This window comes from Streptomyces sp. NPDC051822 (assembly GCF_044452745.1).
Lineage (GTDB): Bacteria > Actinomycetota > Actinomycetes > Streptomycetales > Streptomycetaceae > Streptomyces.
The window spans coordinates 37,902-53,710 of record NZ_JBITBZ010000013.1 but is presented as its reverse complement, the minus strand read 5'-3'; the positions used below and the strand labels follow the sequence as shown (position 1 = coordinate 53,710).

The 15,809-nt window shown below is 72.7% G+C and carries 15 protein-coding genes; all 15 read right to left on the bottom strand.

What is annotated here, in order from left to right; translation table 11 throughout:
• Nucleotides 1–4 precede the first annotated feature (4 nt).
• On the bottom strand, nucleotides 5–670 hold the full coding sequence (locus ACIA8N_RS31215; RefSeq protein ID WP_365781817.1) for a response regulator transcription factor: 666 nt from the start codon (nucleotides 668–670) through the stop codon (nucleotides 5–7).
• Nucleotides 667–2,034, bottom strand: a complete 1,368-nt coding sequence (locus ACIA8N_RS31210; RefSeq protein ID WP_365781815.1) for a histidine kinase — start codon at nucleotides 2,032–2,034, stop codon at nucleotides 667–669. The genes ACIA8N_RS31215 and ACIA8N_RS31210 overlap by 4 nt, the downstream gene beginning before the upstream one ends.
• Before the next feature lie 108 nt (nucleotides 2,035–2,142).
• Nucleotides 2,143–3,012, bottom strand: a complete 870-nt coding sequence (locus ACIA8N_RS31205) for an alpha/beta hydrolase (protein ID WP_365781813.1) — start codon at nucleotides 3,010–3,012, stop codon at nucleotides 2,143–2,145.
• A 103-nt stretch (nucleotides 3,013–3,115) separates the two neighbouring features.
• Nucleotides 3,116–4,342, bottom strand: a complete 1,227-nt coding sequence (kynU, locus tag ACIA8N_RS31200) for a kynureninase (RefSeq protein ID WP_365782023.1) — start codon at nucleotides 4,340–4,342, stop codon at nucleotides 3,116–3,118.
• 49 nt (nucleotides 4,343–4,391) lie between these two features.
• The gene (locus ACIA8N_RS31195; protein ID WP_365781811.1) at nucleotides 4,392–5,234 is read right to left on the bottom strand and encodes a tryptophan 2,3-dioxygenase; all 843 of its coding nucleotides are present in this window, start codon (nucleotides 5,232–5,234) and stop codon (nucleotides 4,392–4,394) included.
• Nucleotides 5,235–5,358: 124 nt separating this feature from the next.
• Nucleotides 5,359–6,255 carry a DUF3152 domain-containing protein gene (locus ACIA8N_RS31190; RefSeq protein WP_365781809.1) on the bottom strand — a complete coding sequence of 299 codons (897 nt, stop codon included), beginning with the start codon at nucleotides 6,253–6,255 and terminating at the stop codon, nucleotides 5,359–5,361.
• Nucleotides 6,256–6,362: 107 nt separating this feature from the next.
• Complete coding sequence (locus ACIA8N_RS31185) at nucleotides 6,363–6,776, bottom strand: DUF3151 domain-containing protein (RefSeq protein ID WP_030209858.1); 414 nt, start codon at nucleotides 6,774–6,776, stop codon at nucleotides 6,363–6,365.
• Between the two features lie 15 nt (nucleotides 6,777–6,791).
• Complete coding sequence (locus ACIA8N_RS31180) at nucleotides 6,792–8,258, bottom strand: MFS transporter (protein ID WP_365781806.1); 1,467 nt, start codon at nucleotides 8,256–8,258, stop codon at nucleotides 6,792–6,794.
• A gap of 142 nt (nucleotides 8,259–8,400) precedes the next feature.
• Nucleotides 8,401–9,561 (bottom strand): MalY/PatB family protein, encoded by a 1,161-nt coding sequence (locus tag ACIA8N_RS31175; protein ID WP_365781804.1) that lies wholly within the window; start codon nucleotides 9,559–9,561, stop codon nucleotides 8,401–8,403.
• An 85-nt stretch (nucleotides 9,562–9,646) separates the two neighbouring features.
• Nucleotides 9,647–10,669 carry a class II fructose-bisphosphate aldolase gene (gene fbaA / locus ACIA8N_RS31170; protein WP_030553166.1) on the bottom strand — a complete coding sequence of 341 codons (1,023 nt, stop codon included), beginning with the start codon at nucleotides 10,667–10,669 and terminating at the stop codon, nucleotides 9,647–9,649.
• 222 nt (nucleotides 10,670–10,891) lie between these two features.
• A complete protein-coding gene (gene pyrE / locus ACIA8N_RS31165) occupies nucleotides 10,892–11,431 on the bottom strand; it encodes an orotate phosphoribosyltransferase (RefSeq protein WP_030209870.1) in 540 nt (179 codons plus the stop codon).
• A 49-nt stretch (nucleotides 11,432–11,480) separates the two neighbouring features.
• Nucleotides 11,481–12,266, bottom strand: coding sequence for an aldose 1-epimerase (locus ACIA8N_RS31160; RefSeq protein ID WP_365782021.1), 786 nt, complete (start codon nucleotides 12,264–12,266; stop codon nucleotides 11,481–11,483).
• Between the two features lie 84 nt (nucleotides 12,267–12,350).
• Nucleotides 12,351–13,247, bottom strand: a complete 897-nt coding sequence (locus ACIA8N_RS31155) for an SRPBCC family protein (protein WP_365781801.1) — start codon at nucleotides 13,245–13,247, stop codon at nucleotides 12,351–12,353.
• A gap of 74 nt (nucleotides 13,248–13,321) precedes the next feature.
• Nucleotides 13,322–15,082 carry a spermidine synthase gene (locus ACIA8N_RS31150; RefSeq protein WP_399416849.1) on the bottom strand — a complete coding sequence of 587 codons (1,761 nt, stop codon included), beginning with the start codon at nucleotides 15,080–15,082 and terminating at the stop codon, nucleotides 13,322–13,324.
• A 96-nt stretch (nucleotides 15,083–15,178) separates the two neighbouring features.
• Complete coding sequence (locus ACIA8N_RS31145; protein ID WP_365781797.1) at nucleotides 15,179–15,697, bottom strand: DUF2617 family protein; 519 nt, start codon at nucleotides 15,695–15,697, stop codon at nucleotides 15,179–15,181.
• Nucleotides 15,698–15,809: the final 112 nt, after the last annotated feature.

Genomic DNA, 15,809 nt, shown 5'->3' with positions numbered 1-15,809 from the left:
GCCGTCAGCCGCCGACCCGCACCAGACCCGCCTCGTACGCGAACACCGCCGCCTGCGTCCGGTCCCGCAGCGCCAGTTTCACCAGGATCCGGCTCACATGGGTCTTGATCGTGGACTCGGCGACGACGAGGTGGTCGGCGATCTCCGCGTTCGAGAGGCCCTGGGCGATGAGGACGAGGACCTCCGTCTCCCGTTCCGTCAGCTCCCCGATCCGCGCCATCGCCGGCGGGCGGGGCGAGCCCGTCGGCGCCTTCGCGAACTCGGTGATCAGCCGCCGGGTGACGGTCGGCGCGAGCAGCGCCTCGCCCGCCGCGACCACCCGCACGCCCTCCGCGAGCTGCCGGGCCGAGGCGTCCTTCAGGAGGAAGCCGGAGGCCCCGGCGCGCAGCGCCTGGTACACGTACTCGTCCAGGTCGAACGTGGTCAGGACCAGCACCTTCGCGTCCGCGTCGGCGGCGACGATCTCCCGGGTGGCGTCGATGCCGTTCAGCTCGGGCATCCGGATGTCCATGAGGACCACGTCGGGGCGGAGGGCGGCGACCTGCGCGACGGCCTCGCGGCCGTTGACGGCCTCGCCGACGACCTCGATGTCCGGCATCGCGCCGAGCAGCACGGAGAAGCCCTCGCGGACCATCATCTGGTCGTCGACGATCAGCACCTTGATGCTCATTCCGCGCTCTCCTCACGGCCGTCGGAGTCCTCACGGCCGGCGGACTCCTCGCGGCCGGCGGACTCCTCGCGGCTGACGGGGATGAACGCCGCCACCTCGTAGCCGCCGTCGTCCGTCGTCTCGGCCGTCATGTCCCCGCCCAGCATCGACACCCGCTCCCGCATGCCGGTGATGCCGTGCCCCGCGCCGGGCGAGGGCTTCACGAGACCGCGCGCCGGGCCGTTGGCGATCCGCAGCCCGAGGCCGCCGAGGACATAGCTGACCTCGACCTTCGCCGCCGCGCCCGGCGCGTGCCGCAGCACGTTCGACAGGGCCTCCTGGACGATCCGGTACGCGGACAGCTCCACGCCCTGCGGCAGCTCCCGCACGGCGCCGGTCACCGTCTTCTCGACGACGAGCCCGGCCTCGGTGACGTTGCGGACGAGCGAGTCCAGGTCGCCGAGGGTCGGCTGCGGGGCGTCGGGCGCCTCGTAGTCCTCTGCCCGTACGACGCCGAGGATGCGGCGCAGCTCGGTCAGCGCGGCGACCGCGTTCTCCCGGATGGTGCGGAACGCCTGCTCCAGCTCCGGCGGCGGGTTCTCCACCCGGTACGGGGCGGCCTCCGCCTGGATGGCGACCACCGACATGTGGTGGGCGACGACGTCGTGCAGCTCACGGGCGATGGTGGTGCGCTCCTCCAGGACGGTCCGCTTGGAGATCTCCTGGGCGGTGACCGTCTGCTGCGCGGTGACCTCGCGGGTGGCCTGGCGGCGGATCTGGATCATGGAGACGGTGAGGAGGGAGAGGGCGGAGACGAACAGCAGGGGGACCGAGTCGGAGCCGTGTCCGACGCCGAGGAACATCTCGGCGAAGAGCGCGTAGGCGGCCGTTCCGGCCCACATCCATCCCGCGGTACGGGGCCCGGTGCGGGCGGCGACCACGGTGAGGACCACCACGTGGGCGGCGAACGCGTTCTGCGGCCAGGGCCAGCCGCCCCAGTAGCCGCCGACGAACGCCAGGAAGGGCGTCGAGCACAGCGAGGCCCAGTAGGCGAAGACCGGCCTGATCAGCGTGGCGAGCACGATGACGGCCGGCACGCAGGAGAAGACGAGCCCGAACGGCCCGACGGCACCGTCGATCCGATCGGTGCCCAGCAGGAAGACGATGAAGGCGAGGAAGAAGACGATCGCGTGCGGGAGCAGCCCCGCGTAGACGCGTATCCCCTTCGGCAGCCGCCGCACCGGCCCGCTGTTCACGTCCATGCGCGGCAGCGGCCGGTAGGCGAAGGCGTCGTGGAAGAGTTCCTGGCGCAGCCCCCCGAGGGCCACCTGCACCAGGCGGAACTCGGGGCTGCGGCTCGTCTCTGAGGACTGTGTCTGGGTCACCCGACCACGGTACGGGCGGCGGGGGGACCCGGGCGTCCGGCTCTGTGCGGATCCTTCCGCGTCCCTCTTGAGTACTAGGGTGTCCGACCCTGATCCGCCGGACAGGCCCTAGAAGGCCAGCTGGGTGATCTCCTCCGCCACCACCGCGCACGCGTCCGCCGACGGGTCGATCAGGGGGAAGTGGCCGATGCCTTCCAGGAGGGTCAGGCCGGGTTCCTCGCCCGCCTTCGCCGATGCTTCGGCGTAGGCCTCGGCGACGGTGTGCGGGACGACGACGTCCTCGCGGCCCTGGACGACGGTGGTGGCGATGCCGGTCGGGAGGAGGGCGGCCGGGTCGGCGTGGGCGGCCCGGGTCGCGTACTCGCTCTCGCCGCCGAGGAGTTCGGTCACCGCTCCGCCGCACACGCCGAGTTCGACCGCCGTCGCGAAGTGGGCAATCGGGGCGAGGGCGACGACCCCGCGCAGCGCGGGCGGGGCGGGGAGCCGCCAGGGGGAGCCGGCGGGGAGGACGTGCCGGGCGGCGGCCCACAGGGCGAGGTGGCCGCCGGCCGAGTGGCCGGTGAGCACGATCCGGCCGGTGTCGGCCTGCGGCAGGTGCGCCGCGGCCAGTTCCGGTACGGCGTCGAGCGCGGCGGCCACGTCGTCGAAGGTCTCCGGCCAGCGCCCGGCGACCGGGGCCGTACCACCCTGCCGGGGGATGTCGCTGCCGCGCCGGTACTCGACGTTCGCCACGGCGAAGCCCCGGCGGGCCAGGAAGTCCACGAACGGGGTGAGGTGGAGGCGGTCGTACGGTGCCCGCCAGGCGCCGCCGTGCAGGGCGACGACGAGCGGGACCCGGGTGCGGCCGTCGCGCGGGGCGTAGAAGTCGATCACCTGGTCGGGGTGGTCGCCGTACGCGGCGGAGGCGTCGGGGGCGACGGCCGGGTGCGAGAAGGCGGACGCCTCTTCGGCGGCATCGCGCGCGGCGGGGTCCGGCATGCTGTTCCAACCTCCTGGGTGCGGGGCCGAATTGGCCTGACCTGCGGGGACGGTACCAGTACCGGGGCCCCCGCAGATCAGGCGATCATCGGACCGTACGGCCTCAGGGGAGGTCGGTCAGGACGTCCGCGAGGGTCCGCGCCGCGCGCTCCGCGTCCGCGAAGCCGACGTACAGCGGCGTGAAGCCGAACCGCAGGATGTCCGGGCGGCGCAGGTCCCCCACGACGCCGCGCCGGATCAGCTCCGCCATCACGGCCGGGGCCTCGGCGCAGCGCAGCGCGGCCTGGCTGCCGCGCTCGCCGTGTTCCTCGGGCGTCACGGACTCGACGCGGCCCTCGGGCACGTAGGCCCGTACGCACTCCAGGAAGAAGTCCGTCAGCGCGAGGGACTTGGCGCGCACGTCCTCGACGGCGACCCCGTCCCAGACGTCGAGCGCCGCTTCGAGGGCCAGCATGGAGAGGATGTCGGGTGTTCCGACCCGGCCGCGTACGGCTCCCGCGCCCGCCTCGTAGCCGGGGGTCATCGCGAACGGGTCCGTGTGCGAGTTCCAGCCCGGCAGGGGCGAGTCGAAGGCGGCCTGGTGGCGCTCGGCGACGTACAGGTAGGCGGGCGAACCGGGGCCGCCGTTCAGGTACTTGTACGTGCAGCCGACGGCCAGGTCGACGCCGTGCGCGTCCAGGCCGACGGGCAGGGCGCCCGCGCTGTGGCACAGGTCCCAGACGGCGAGCGCGCCCGCCGCGTGGAGCGCGGCGGTGAGTCCGGGCAGGTCCTGGAGCCGTCCGGTGCGGTAGTCGACGTGGTTGACGAGCGCGAGCGCCGTGCGGTCGCTCACCGCGTCCGCCATGTCGGCCGGGTCGCAGGCCACGATCTCGTGGCCCGTCATCCGGGCCGCCGACGCCGCGATGTACCCGTCCGTGGGAAAGGTCGTCGCGTCGACGAGGATCTCGTCGCGGTCGTCGCCGTTCAGGCGGGCCGCCGCGACGACCGCCTTGAAGACGTTCACGCTGGTCGAGTCGCCGACCACGATCTGGCCCGGGGCGGCGCCGACGATCGGCGCGATCCGGTCGCCGATCCGCTCGGGCGCGGTCCACCAGCCGGACTCGTCCCAGGAGCGGATGCGCAGCTCGCCCCACTGGCGGGTGATGACGTCGGCCATGCGGGCGGGGACGTGGGCGGGCAGCGCGCCGAGGGAGTTGCCGTCGAGGTAGACGGTCTCCTTGTCGAGGGCGAACTTCTCGCGGTGCCCGGCGAGGCCGTCGGCCGCGTCGAGCTCCAGGGCCCGTTCCTTGAGGCGGTCCGCGAGGCGGTCCTTGAGGCGGCCCTTGAGCATGTCCTTCAGCCGGCCGTCGCCACGGCCGGCGAGACGGTCACCGAGGCGGTCAGACATGGCTGCGCGCCGTCCACAGCTCGGGGAACACGTTCTTCTGGGCCCGCTTCTCCAGCCAGGCCACACCGGCGGAACCGCCGGTGCCGGTCTTCGCGCCCATCGCGCGCCGGGTCGCCACCAGGTGGTCGTTGCGCCATCGCCACACGAGTTCGGCGACGTCGCTGAGGGCCTCGCCGAGCCGGACGAGCTCGTTATTCTGGTCGGCGTCCGCGTAGATCCCCGCCCAGACCGCCTCGACCTCGGGAGAGGGCTCGTACCGCTGCGCCAGGTCACGGCCGAGGACGCTCTGCGGCACGGGCAGGCCACGGCGGGCGAGCAGCGCGAGGACCTCGTCGTACAGGCTGGGCTCGTGGAGCGCCTTCTCCAGCTCGGCGTGGACGCGGGGTGCGCCCCGGTGCGGGACGAGCATGGACGCGGACTTGTCGCCGAGCAGGAACTCCATCCGCCGGTACATCGCGGACTGGAAGCCGGAGCCCTCGCCGAGCGCGGACCGGTAGGCGTTGAACTGGGCGGGGGTGAGCTGGGCGAGCGGCCGCCAGGAGTGGTTGAGGGCCTCCAGCTCGCGCACGGAGCGCTTGAGCGCGTCCATGGCGACGGGGACGCGGTCCTCGCGCAGGGCGCGGCTCGCGGTCTCCCACTCGTGGACGATGACCGTGAACCACAGCTCCATGACCTGGGTGGTGACCAGGAAGACCATCTCGCCGGGGTCGTCCGAGCGGAGGTGCTGGAGGTGGGTGAGGACGTCCGCCTGGACGTAGTCCTCGTACGGCGTGGTACCCGCGAAGTCGAGGTTCGGGTCGACCGAACCGGCTCCGGCATCGGGGAAGGTGGACATTTCTGTCTCCTCGATACGAACTACCGGGTAGCGGTCTGCTCCACCGCGTCCACGTCGTTCCGTGTGGCACGGGAGCCCCGGTCCCCTCGGGAGGCACGCTTCGTCGCGCGTCGTCCCAAACGCATCATGACACGATCGGGCCGGTGATGTAGCTCCCGTCTTCGTCATACGGATAAGCGTTCGACCTGCAGCCGTTCAGGCCCTTGATCTGCTGCATCATCGCGGGGGCGAGCTTGCCCGGACCCGGGCAGCCCATGTGCGTCCGGATGCCGATCTCGTGCCCGACCTCGTGGTTGATGATCAGGTGCCGGTACTCCGCGGGCGGCCCCGCGAAGGTGGGCGAGCCGAGCATCCACCGCTTGAGGTTCACCACGACGCCGTCGACGGTCTCGCAGTTCAGTTCGCCGCGGGTGTTCAGGCCCTGCCGGGCGCAGAGCGCGTCCGCCGTGTCCGGGGTGGCGATGCGGATGACGAAGTCCGCGTTCTCCGAGACCAGCTGGAAGCGGCCCCTGTCGTGCGCCGCCCAGCTGCGCGGATGGGCCAGGATCCGCTGGATCTCGACGGCCGCCTCGCGGGCCGAGAGGTCGATGCCTTCCTCGACCTGGACCCGGTAGCGGCGCAGGACACCGCTGTCGCCGACGGGATCGCCCGAGGCCTGCGCGGTGGTGAAGGTCCCGGCGCCGGTCTGCGGCACGGTGGCGGTCTTCGGGGTGGTCACCTTCGGGGCGGCCGTGGCCTTCGGTCTCGCCGACGGCGTGGGTTTCGGCTTCGGTTTCGCCGTCGTGGGCCGGGGCGCGGGCGCGGCGGTCGTCGCCGCCGGGGGCTCGGCCGTGGGGTCCTGCGGGCTTAAGGGGGCCGCGGCCGTCGGGGCGTCCGCCGGCGGGCCGTTGAAGTGGGCCAGGGCGACACCGGTGCCGAGCGCGACCGTCATCAGGGCCAGCGTCGGCAGCACGAGCCGGGGGCCGGTCCTGCGCCTCTTCCTCGTGCGTCGTCGTCCTGCGGGTACGGCACGTTTGCCCACGACAGACTCCCCCCTCGGTCCTGCGGTCTCCCGGATCGTACCGGCCGCATCGAACACCCTTTCCCCCGCGCGAGGGGGAAAGGGTGCTCGACCGGTGGCGGGGAACGTCAGCCGAGCGTCTCGGCCGCCGTCTCCGAGGAGTCCCGCAGGAAGGTCGTGCAGCGCTCGTACTCGTCCTTCTCGCCGATCTCGCCCGCCGCGCGGGCGAGCGCGTGCAGGGCGCGGAGGAAGCCACGGTTCGGCTCGTGCTCCCACGGCACGGGGCCGTGGCCCTTCCAGCCGTTGCGGCGCAGCGCGTCGAGACCGCGGTGGTAGCCGGTGCGGGCGTAGGCGTACGACTCGACGACCGAGCCGCGCTCGTACGCGTCGTCGGCGAGCTGGGCCCAGGCGAGCGAGGACGTCGGGTACTTACCGGCGACCTCCGCCGGAGCCGTACCGTTCGCGAGCAGCTCGCGCGGACCCGGATCGTCGGGCAGGTGGGTGGGGGCCGGTCCCCCCAGGAGGTTCTCATGCATGGCCATGGGCCCCAGTCTGCCTCAGCCCGCGGGTCCCGGGCGCTCCCGCTCCCCCGGGTCGAGCGGCGGCGACGTCACCCCGCAGTGCACCCGGCACTCGGGATGGCAGTCCGCCCGCGCGCCCGGGGCCCGCAGCGTCGTCCAGGCCAGCACCGCCCCGACCACCAGGATCCCCGCGCACATCGGCATCGCCCGCCGGAACGTCTCCCCGAACTCCTCCGCCGAGCGGTACGACTCCGGCCCCATCCCGGCCAGCATCGGCAGCGCCGCCACCGCGAGCAGCCCGGCCGCCCGCGCCGCCGCGTTGTTGATGCCGCTCGCGAGACCCGCCCTGGACACGTCCACCGAGGCCAGGACGGTCGCGGTCAGCGGCGCGACCAGGGCCGTCATACCGATCCCGAGCACCAGGAGGGCGGGCAGCACGTCTTGTACGTACGAGGCGTCCTCACCCACCCGCAGCATCAGGAGCATGCCCGCGGCGCACAGCAGCGGCCCCACGGTGAGCGGGATCCGTGGGCCGATCCGCTCCCCCAGCTCCCCCGACTTCGCCGAGAGCAGCAGCATCAGGACGGTCGTCGGCAGCAGGGCCGTACCGGCGCCGAGGGCCGAGTAGCCGGACACCACCTGGAGCTGGAGGGCCGCGAGGAAGAAGAAGCCGCCGAAAGCCGCGTACACGCACAGGGTCACCAGGTTGACCGCCGTGAAGGTCCGGGAGGCGAAGATCGACGGCGGCACCATCGCCGACTCGCGGCGCCGCCGCTCCACCGCGACGAACCCGGCCCCGACCACCAGGCCCGCCACCCCCGCCCACCAGACCTCGCCGATCAGCCCGTACGTCACCAGGCCGAGCGCCGCCGCGCCCAGGACCGCGCCGAGCACGTCGAAGCGGCCCCGCGCGGTCTCGTCCCGCGACTCCGGCACGTGCCGCAGGGCGACCGGCACGCAGAGGGCGGCGAGCGGCACGTTCAGGAAGAACACCCACCGCCAGCCCGGCCCGTCGACCAGCCAGCCGCCCACGAACGGCCCGATCGCCGCGCCCACCCCGCCGAAGCCGGACCAGAGGCCGACCGCCTTCGCCCGGTCGTCCGCGTGGAAGCTCGCCTGGATCAGCGCGAGCGACCCGGGCGTGAGCAGCGCCCCGCCCACGCCCTGGAGGGCGCGGGCGGCGATCAGGACCCCGGCGTTCGGTGCGAGCCCGCACAGCAGCGAGGCGACCGCGAACCACACGACGCCGACCACGAAGACCCGGCGCCGGCCGTACCGGTCGCCGAGCGACCCGCCGAGCAGGATCAGCCCCGCCAGGGTGAGCATGTAGGCGTTGACCGTCCACTGGAGCGCGCCGAGGTCGGCGTCGAGGTCCTCGCCGATGTGCGGGAGGGCGACGTTGACGACGGTCGAGTCGAGCAGCGCCATCCCGGACCCGAGGACGGTCGTCAGCAAGATCCATCGACCGGTCCCCGAAGCCATCCGCACGTCCTGCTCACTCATGCCAGCATGGTCCCGCGAACGCCGAAGCCCCGCCCGCCGGAATGAGACGGCGGACGGGGCGGCTCCGGAGCGGATGTCACCGGCGAAGTCCGCGGTCACCCAGGTGTCGCGGGTCATCGTCATGGTCACCCGGTATCCACGGTCAGCCGCGGCGCAACCGGGCCGCCGCCCGGACCAGCGCGTCCACGCCCCGCTCGGCCTTCTCCCGCGGGCAGCCCACGTTCAGCCGGACGAACCCGGGTGTCCCGTACACCCCGCCCGGCATGATCGCGACCTTCTCCACGGACACCAGCTCCTCCTGGAGCCGCGTCTCCTCGATGCCGAGCGACCGCAGGTCGATCCAGGCCAGATAGCCGGCCTGCGGGGGCGTCCAGTCGACCTCGGGAAGGCCCTTCGCGAGGCGCTCCCGGATGACTCCCATCGTGCCCGCCACGTATGCGCGCAGCTCGTCGAGCCAGGGCGCGCCCCGCCGGTACGCGGCGATGTGCGCGGTCAGGGAGAGGACGGCGGGCGAGGCGAGGCCCTCTCCGGTCTCCATCCGCCGGATGAAGGCGGTGCGCTCGTCCGGGTCGCCGATCATCCCGTACGAGCCGGAGAGCGCCGGGAAGTTGAAGGCCTTCGTGCCCGAGGTGACCAGGGCCCACCGGCGGCCCCGGCCGGGCTCCGCGATCCGGGTCCACGGGATGTGGCGGTGTCCCTCCGTGGTCAGGTCGGCGTGTATCTCGTCGCTGACGACGGCCGCGCCGTGGCGCTCGGCCAGCCGGGCGAAGGCGGTGAGCTCCTCCTCCGTCCACACCCGTCCGGTCGGGTTGTGCGGCGAGCAGAGCAGCAGCATCCGGCTGTCCGGCCGGGCCAGCTCCCGTTCGAGGGCGTCGAGGTCCCCGAGCGGGACGCCCCGCAGCTCGCGCCCGAGCCCGGTGACGGCCTTGCGGAAGCCGTCGTACGTGGGGGTGTGCACGACGACGCCGTCGCCGGGTTCCGTCCACATCCGCAGGAGCTGGGAGAGCTGGTTGAGCACCGAGGGCGCGTACACCAGTGACTCGGCGTCGATCTCGGTGGCGTACCGGCTCGCGTACCAGTGCCGGATCGCGTCCCGGAACTCGCCGAGCCGCCAGTCGGTGTAGCCGAACACCCCGTGGTCGACGCGCTCACGCAGGGCGGCGAGCACCTCCGGCGGGGAGGCGAAGTCCATGTCGGAGATGGTGAAGGGCAGCAGATCGGGGACGCCGAAGCGGTCCGCGATCCCGTCCCACTGCACCGACCAGGTTCCGTGCCGGTCTATCTCGTGGTCGAAGTCGTACATCAGGCGCTTCCCGCCCCTTCCCTTGTCCGTGGACGCGCGAAGGGCCCGGCACCCCACGGGGTGCCGGGCCCTTCGCTCATCGTGCCTACTTCAGCTTCGTGCCGGTCGAGCGCAGCGCCGCGCACGCCTCGGTCACGCGGACGGCCATGCCGGCCTCGGCCAGCTTGCCCCAGGTGCGCGGGTCGTAGGTCGACTTGATGCCGACCTCGCCGTCGACCTTCAGGACACCGTCGTAGTTCTTGAACATGTGGTTCGCCACCGGACGCGTGAAGGCGTACTGGGTGTCGGTGTCGAGGTTCATCTTCACGACGCCGTTCTCCAGCGCGGTGGCGATCTCCTCGGCCGTGGAGCCCGAGCCGCCGTGGAAGACGAAGTCGAACGGGGAGGCCTTGCCGTACTTCTCGGCGACGCCCGCCTGGAGGTCCTTGAGCAGCTCGGGGCGGAGCACGACGTTGCCCGGCTTGTAGACGCCGTGCACGTTGCCGAAGGAGGCGGCGAGCAGGTAGCGGCCCTTCTCGCCCAGGCCGAGGGCCTCGGCGGTGCGGAGGGCGTCGTCGACGGTGGTGTACAGCTCGTCGTTGATCTCGTGGCTGACGCCGTCCTCCTCGCCGCCGGTCGGGGTGATCTCGACCTCAAGGATGATCTTGGCGGCGGCGGCCTTCGCGAGCAGTTCCTGGCCGATGGCCAGGTTGTCGGCGAGGGTCTCGGCGGAGCCGTCCCACATGTGCGACTGGAACAGCGGGTTGCGGCCGGCCTTGACGCGCTCGGCGGAGACCTCGAGCAGCGGGCGGACGTAGCCGTCCAGCTTGTCCTTCGGGCAGTGGTCGGTGTGCAGCGCGACCGTGATGTCGTACTTCGCGGCGACGATGTGCGCGAACTCGGCCAGGGCAACGGCGCCCGTGACCATGTCCTTGTTGTACTGGCCGCCCAGGAACTCGGCTCCGCCGGTCGAGATCTGGATGATGCCGTCGCTCTCGGCCTCAGCGAAGCCGCGCAGGGCGGCGTGCAGGGTCTGGGACGAAGTCACGTTGATGGCCGGGTAGGCGAACTTGCCTGCCTTCGCCCGGTCGAGCATCTCGTTGTAGACCTCGGGGGTTGCGATGGGCATTCGTCCGCTCCTTGTGATGTGCGGGGTGTGTGCGTTGCTGTCCCTGACCTGGGGGCGACGTCATCGTCGCCGCCCATCCTTCCAGACTCTTGTCCGGGCTCCCACGGGCACGGCACGACAAGGGGCGGAGTGTTTCACGTGAAACACTCCGCCCCTTGCCAAAAATGCAGGTCAGAACCGTTCCCCACGGGGTCCGGGACCTAAGTCACGACTTCGCGGCGGTTACGCCAGTTCGAGATCGGTCAGCTGGTAGCCGGTGAGGTACGTGAGCCCCGCCCCTGCGATGGCGTCGGCGGCGCCCCGGTCCACGATCGTGGCCACGGCGACGACCTCGCCACCGGCCTCACGGACTGCCTCGACCGCGGTCAGCGGCGAACCGCCGGTGGTCGAGGTGTCCTCGACCACGAGGCAGCGACGGCCCTTGACGTCCGTGCCCTCGATCCGGCGCTGCATGCCGTGGGCCTTCTGCGCCTTCCGCACCACGAAGGCGTCGAGGCGCTGTCCGCGCGCGGCGGAGGCGTGCAGCATCGAGGTCGCGACCGGGTCGGCGCCCAGGGTGAGGCCACCGACACAGTCGAAGTCCAGGTCGGCGGTGAGGTCGAGCATGACCTGCCCGACCATCGGCGCGGCCTCGCCGTCCAGCGTGATCCGGCGCAGGTCGATGTAGTAGTCGGCTTCCAGACCCGAGGAGAGGGTCACCTTGCCGTGCACCACGGCCTTGTCCTTGATCTGCTGGAGCAGCTCAGCGCGTACGTCAGTCATGGTCAGCAGCTTAGGTCCTGTCCACTGGACAGGTCCTGGCGGAGTCCGCTCACAGCCGCCGCCAGCTCCAGGTGGATTCGATCTCCAGCGGGTCGATCGGGGTGACCAGGCGCGGGTGGGTGTTGAGGCCGTTCGGCGGGCCGGACTGCGGCTCCACGCAGACGGCGTCCTCGGGCTCGTCGTAGATCACGACCCACTCGGTGCGGCCGGCGACCTTCAGCTCCAGCTCCTCCGGCCAGGTGAGGGTGACGTCGACTCCGTCGGGCATGCCGAAGCAGTCGTCCCAGGGGCCGGGCAGGGGGTCGATCCGGCGGCCGGTGGGGAGATGGTCGTCGCCGCGCTCCTCCTGCCAGGCGGCGGTGAAGTCGAGCCGCACGTCCTGGCCGCCCTTGCCGAGGTTCCGCAGGAACCAGGGGTGCCAGCCGGCCTGCGCCGGGAAGGACGCGTCGTACGTCTCCACCCCGAAGCGCAGGGTGAGGGAGTCCTCGGCCAGCTCGAAGACCTGGGTGACCTTGCCGGTGTACGGCCACGGGTCCCCGAGCTCGCAGGTGAAGACGGCCTCGGTCGCGGAGACCCGGGCGGTCTTCCAGGGGACGTCCCGGACGGTGCCGTGGATGGCGTGCGGGGCCGCGTTGACCGGCAGCTGATGGGTGGTGGCCCCGTTGCGGAAGATGCCCTTCTCGGTGCGCCCGCACCAGGGCACCATCGGGAAGCTCCCGAACCGTTCGCCCTGGCGCAGCAGCTCGATGCCGCCGATCCGCAGGCTCTCGATCCGGCAGCCGTTCTCGGGGCTGATGGTCAACTCGGCGTCGCCCGCCGTCAGTCGCGTCTGCATGCTCACGCCCCGACCTTAATCGTGCGGCCCCCCGAACGCTCCCGGCCCCACGGAGCACGCTCGGGGCGACGTTCGAGGGCACGGTCAGCGGCGGCGGCGCAGCGCCCTGCCGACGACGACGGCGGAGGCGAGCGCGAGGGCCGCGGCCGGCGCGATCCAGCGCAGGGTGGCACCGGCGCTCGACGGCTCGGGGGCGGGAACGGGGGCGTACCGGCCGCGCGGAGGGGCGTGGTCGACCTCCTCGGCGCTCCGGCCGATCATCGTCCGGCGGGCGTGGGCGGCCTCGACGGCGGGCTGCGGGGCGGGGAACGCGATGGGGATGTCGCCCAGTCCCTCGCCCAGACCGCCCGCGGTCACGCTCTCGTCCTCGTCCTCGTCCTCGTCCTGGAGGGGGTCGAGGGAGGACGGCGGGACGGGCGCGTCGAAGACCGAACCGGGACGGGGCTCCTCCACGCCGTCGTCGACCCCGTCGTCATCGGTCTCGGCGTCGGTCGTCCCCAGCTCGTCTTCGGCATCGGCCGCTGTCTCTGCCTCCGAGTCCGCCTCCGCGTCCGCCTCCGCGAGGTCGGCCAGGGCCTCCACGAACTTGTCGAGGAGCCGTGTGCCTGCCGACGCACGCGCCTCTTCCGGCGCCTCGGCGAGCCGGCCGGTCGCGGTGAGGGCGCCGGTGAAGCTCAGGCTCGTGCCCTCGGCCACCGGAGTGAGGACGACCGTGAGCGACAGCTCCGCCGAACCCTTGCCCCGTGCCTCGCTGCCCTGGCCCTCGTAGGTGATGGCACCGTCCCGCTCGACGACCTTCAGGGCGCCCCGGTAGGTGATGGTGTTGCCGCCGACCCGCACCTTGAGCCGGCCCGCGAGGGGGCCCGCCTCCGCGTCCGCGTCCTGCTGGAGGCCGGGGACGCAGCGCACCACCCGGCCAGGGTCCGTGAGCGTCGCGCGCAGGACCTCGGCCGAAACGGGAACGAACACCTCATGCTCCATGGAAGCCGAGCCTACTCAGGCCGGGGCGCGGCGTCGCCTGTTCGGCACCGGCCCGCCCCGGCCCGCCGTCCGCCTCAGCCGCCGTACCGCGGGTGCACCAGGGTCGACGGCGGCAGCTCGTCACCCCGGCCGCGTTCGGCGCGGCGCGCCGCGGTCTCCAGGGTCCCTGCGCCGAGCGAGCGCAGCCGGGGCGCGTCGGCGGCGAGGCCGAGGGCGGGCGGCCGGCCGCCCTGGACGGCGAGGAGGAATCCCCAGTCGGCGGGCCCCTGCCCCGTACCGCCGGAGCGGTCGGCGCGGTCGGGCCCCGCGGCGAAGCCCGGGGTGCGGCCGCTCGCGCTGTACGGGCGGGTCGCGAAGCCGGCCGCGCGCAGGGTGGCGTCGACGGTCCAGTAGGTGCGGGGCCGGTCGGCGACGGACCCGGCGTGCACGGCGAACCGGCCGGAGGGGGTGAGGACCCGGGCCACGAGCCCGTAGAACTCCTGTGAGTACAACTTGGTGCTGGGGGTGATCCCGGGGTCGGGCAGATCGGAGATCACCACGTCGTACCGTTCCTGCACCTGCGAAGCGGCGCCCCTGAGCCAGTGGAACGCGTCCGCGTGGACCACCCGGACGCGGGGGTCCCTGAACGCCTGTGCGTTGAGCCTGGCGAGCGCCGGGTCCGTACGGGCGAGGCCGACGACCCCGGGGTCGAGTTCGACGACGGTGACGGCGCGGGCCCCCGGGTAGCGCAGCACTTCGCGGGCGGCCATGCCGTCCCCGCCTCCGACGATCAGCACGCGCGCGTGCGGGCCGTTCATCGCGGGGTGGACGAGGGCCTCGTGGTAGCGGTACTCGTCCTGTCCCGCGACCCGGAGGCGCCCGTCGAGGAACAGGTCGGGCGGGCCCTCGACGCCTCCCGTCACCACCACCTCCTGCAGCTCGGTCTGGACGGCGACCCGCACCCGCTCCCCGTACACGGCCCGGCGCGCGGCCTGTTCGAAGTCGTCGACGAGCATCGTCGCCGTGGCGAGGACGGCGAGGACCGACACGTTGACGGCCACGAGCAGGGCCCTGGAGCGGGCCGTCAGGTCGCGGCGGAACACCCAGAGGACGAGGCCGCCGCCCGCCACGACGTTCACCGCGCCGGTGACGAGGGCGCCGGTGAGCTGGCCGAGCCAGGGCAGCAGCAGGAAGGGGAAGGCGAGACCGCCGACCAGCGCGCCGACGTAGTCGGCGGCGAACAGGTCGGCGACCGTTCCCGCGGCGTCGTCGTCCCGCTCCCCGAGCGGGGCCTGCCGGCCGGAGCGGGCGGAGCCGCCCGTACGGCCGGAACGGCCCGCACGACGGGAGCTGCCCGCGCGGGAAGCGGAACCGGAACCGGAACCGGGATCGGAACCGGAACCGGCGCCGGCAGGCCCGGCGGCCCGCTGTATGAGCGCCATGAGGAGCGGGATCTCCGCGCCGATGAGCACCCCGATGGCGAGCGAGAACGCCACGACGACGTACCGCGATTCGCCGAGCCAGGCGAAGGCCGCGTACAGCACCATCGCCGAGCAGCCGCCGATGAGCGCGAGCCCGGCCTCGACCAGGCCGAAGCCGACGGCGGCACGGCAGCGCAGCCGCTTGGCGAGGAGTGAGCCCACGCCCATGGCGAAGACCATCACGGAGAGCACGACGGAGGCCTGGGTGACCGAGTCGCCGATCAGGTAGGAGGCGAGCGCGACCAGTTCGAGTTCGTACACCAGACCACAGGCGGCGCAGACGAAGACCACGGCGAGCACCGGGAACCGCACCGTCGTGCCGTGCGGCGGCTCGGGCCGCCGCACGGGCGCCCGCCGGACCCTCTTGGGTGGCATGGTCACGGTCGGCTCGATCATGAACGTAACGCTACGTCACGCCCCGTCCACCCCTTGTCACCCACACGAGTGCACCTGAGGCTCCGGGAGGGCGTATCAGAGCGTTGCAGGCATACGTGCGCCGATACGTGTCCTGGTGACCACCAACTGCCCTTCCTGGGGGTAGGCGTGCCAGGTGCGCCAGCGCACCTGGCCCTCGTGGCGCTGCGCCAGCATCGCCGTGAAGGCGTGCGGGGAGCCGGGGAAGGTCCCCGCGAGTCCGTTGGGGTGGTCCGCGACGAGTGCGAGCAACTCCTGCGCACGGCCCGCGAAGGAGCCGTGCGAGAGCGTCTCGACGCGTGCGGCGAATTCGTACTCCCATTCGCCGACGCGCTTGGAGACGCCGAGCGGGAGCGGGGTACTGCTGCCGGGCATGCAGGCGACGGTCTCCGAGCAACTGCCGCCCTCCTCTTCCAGGAGAACCTGGTGGGAGGCGCCGAGCAGCCTCAACTGAAGGCGTGCACCTGCGAGTTCGAGGTCGAGCACGGCGAGGGCCGGGAGCGGGTCACGCCCCAGGGCCCAGGCCAGATCGGCCGCACGCGTGTCGGTGTATGAGGTTTTCAGGGTGGTGAGCATGGGTCGGCTCCGCAAACACGGTTTGACGGGTGGGCCGGGGGCGCCCCGGAGAAGGGTTCAACGGGAGTGGGGAATCGCCGGCTCGGGTCCACACACGGTCCGAGGGCTGTCT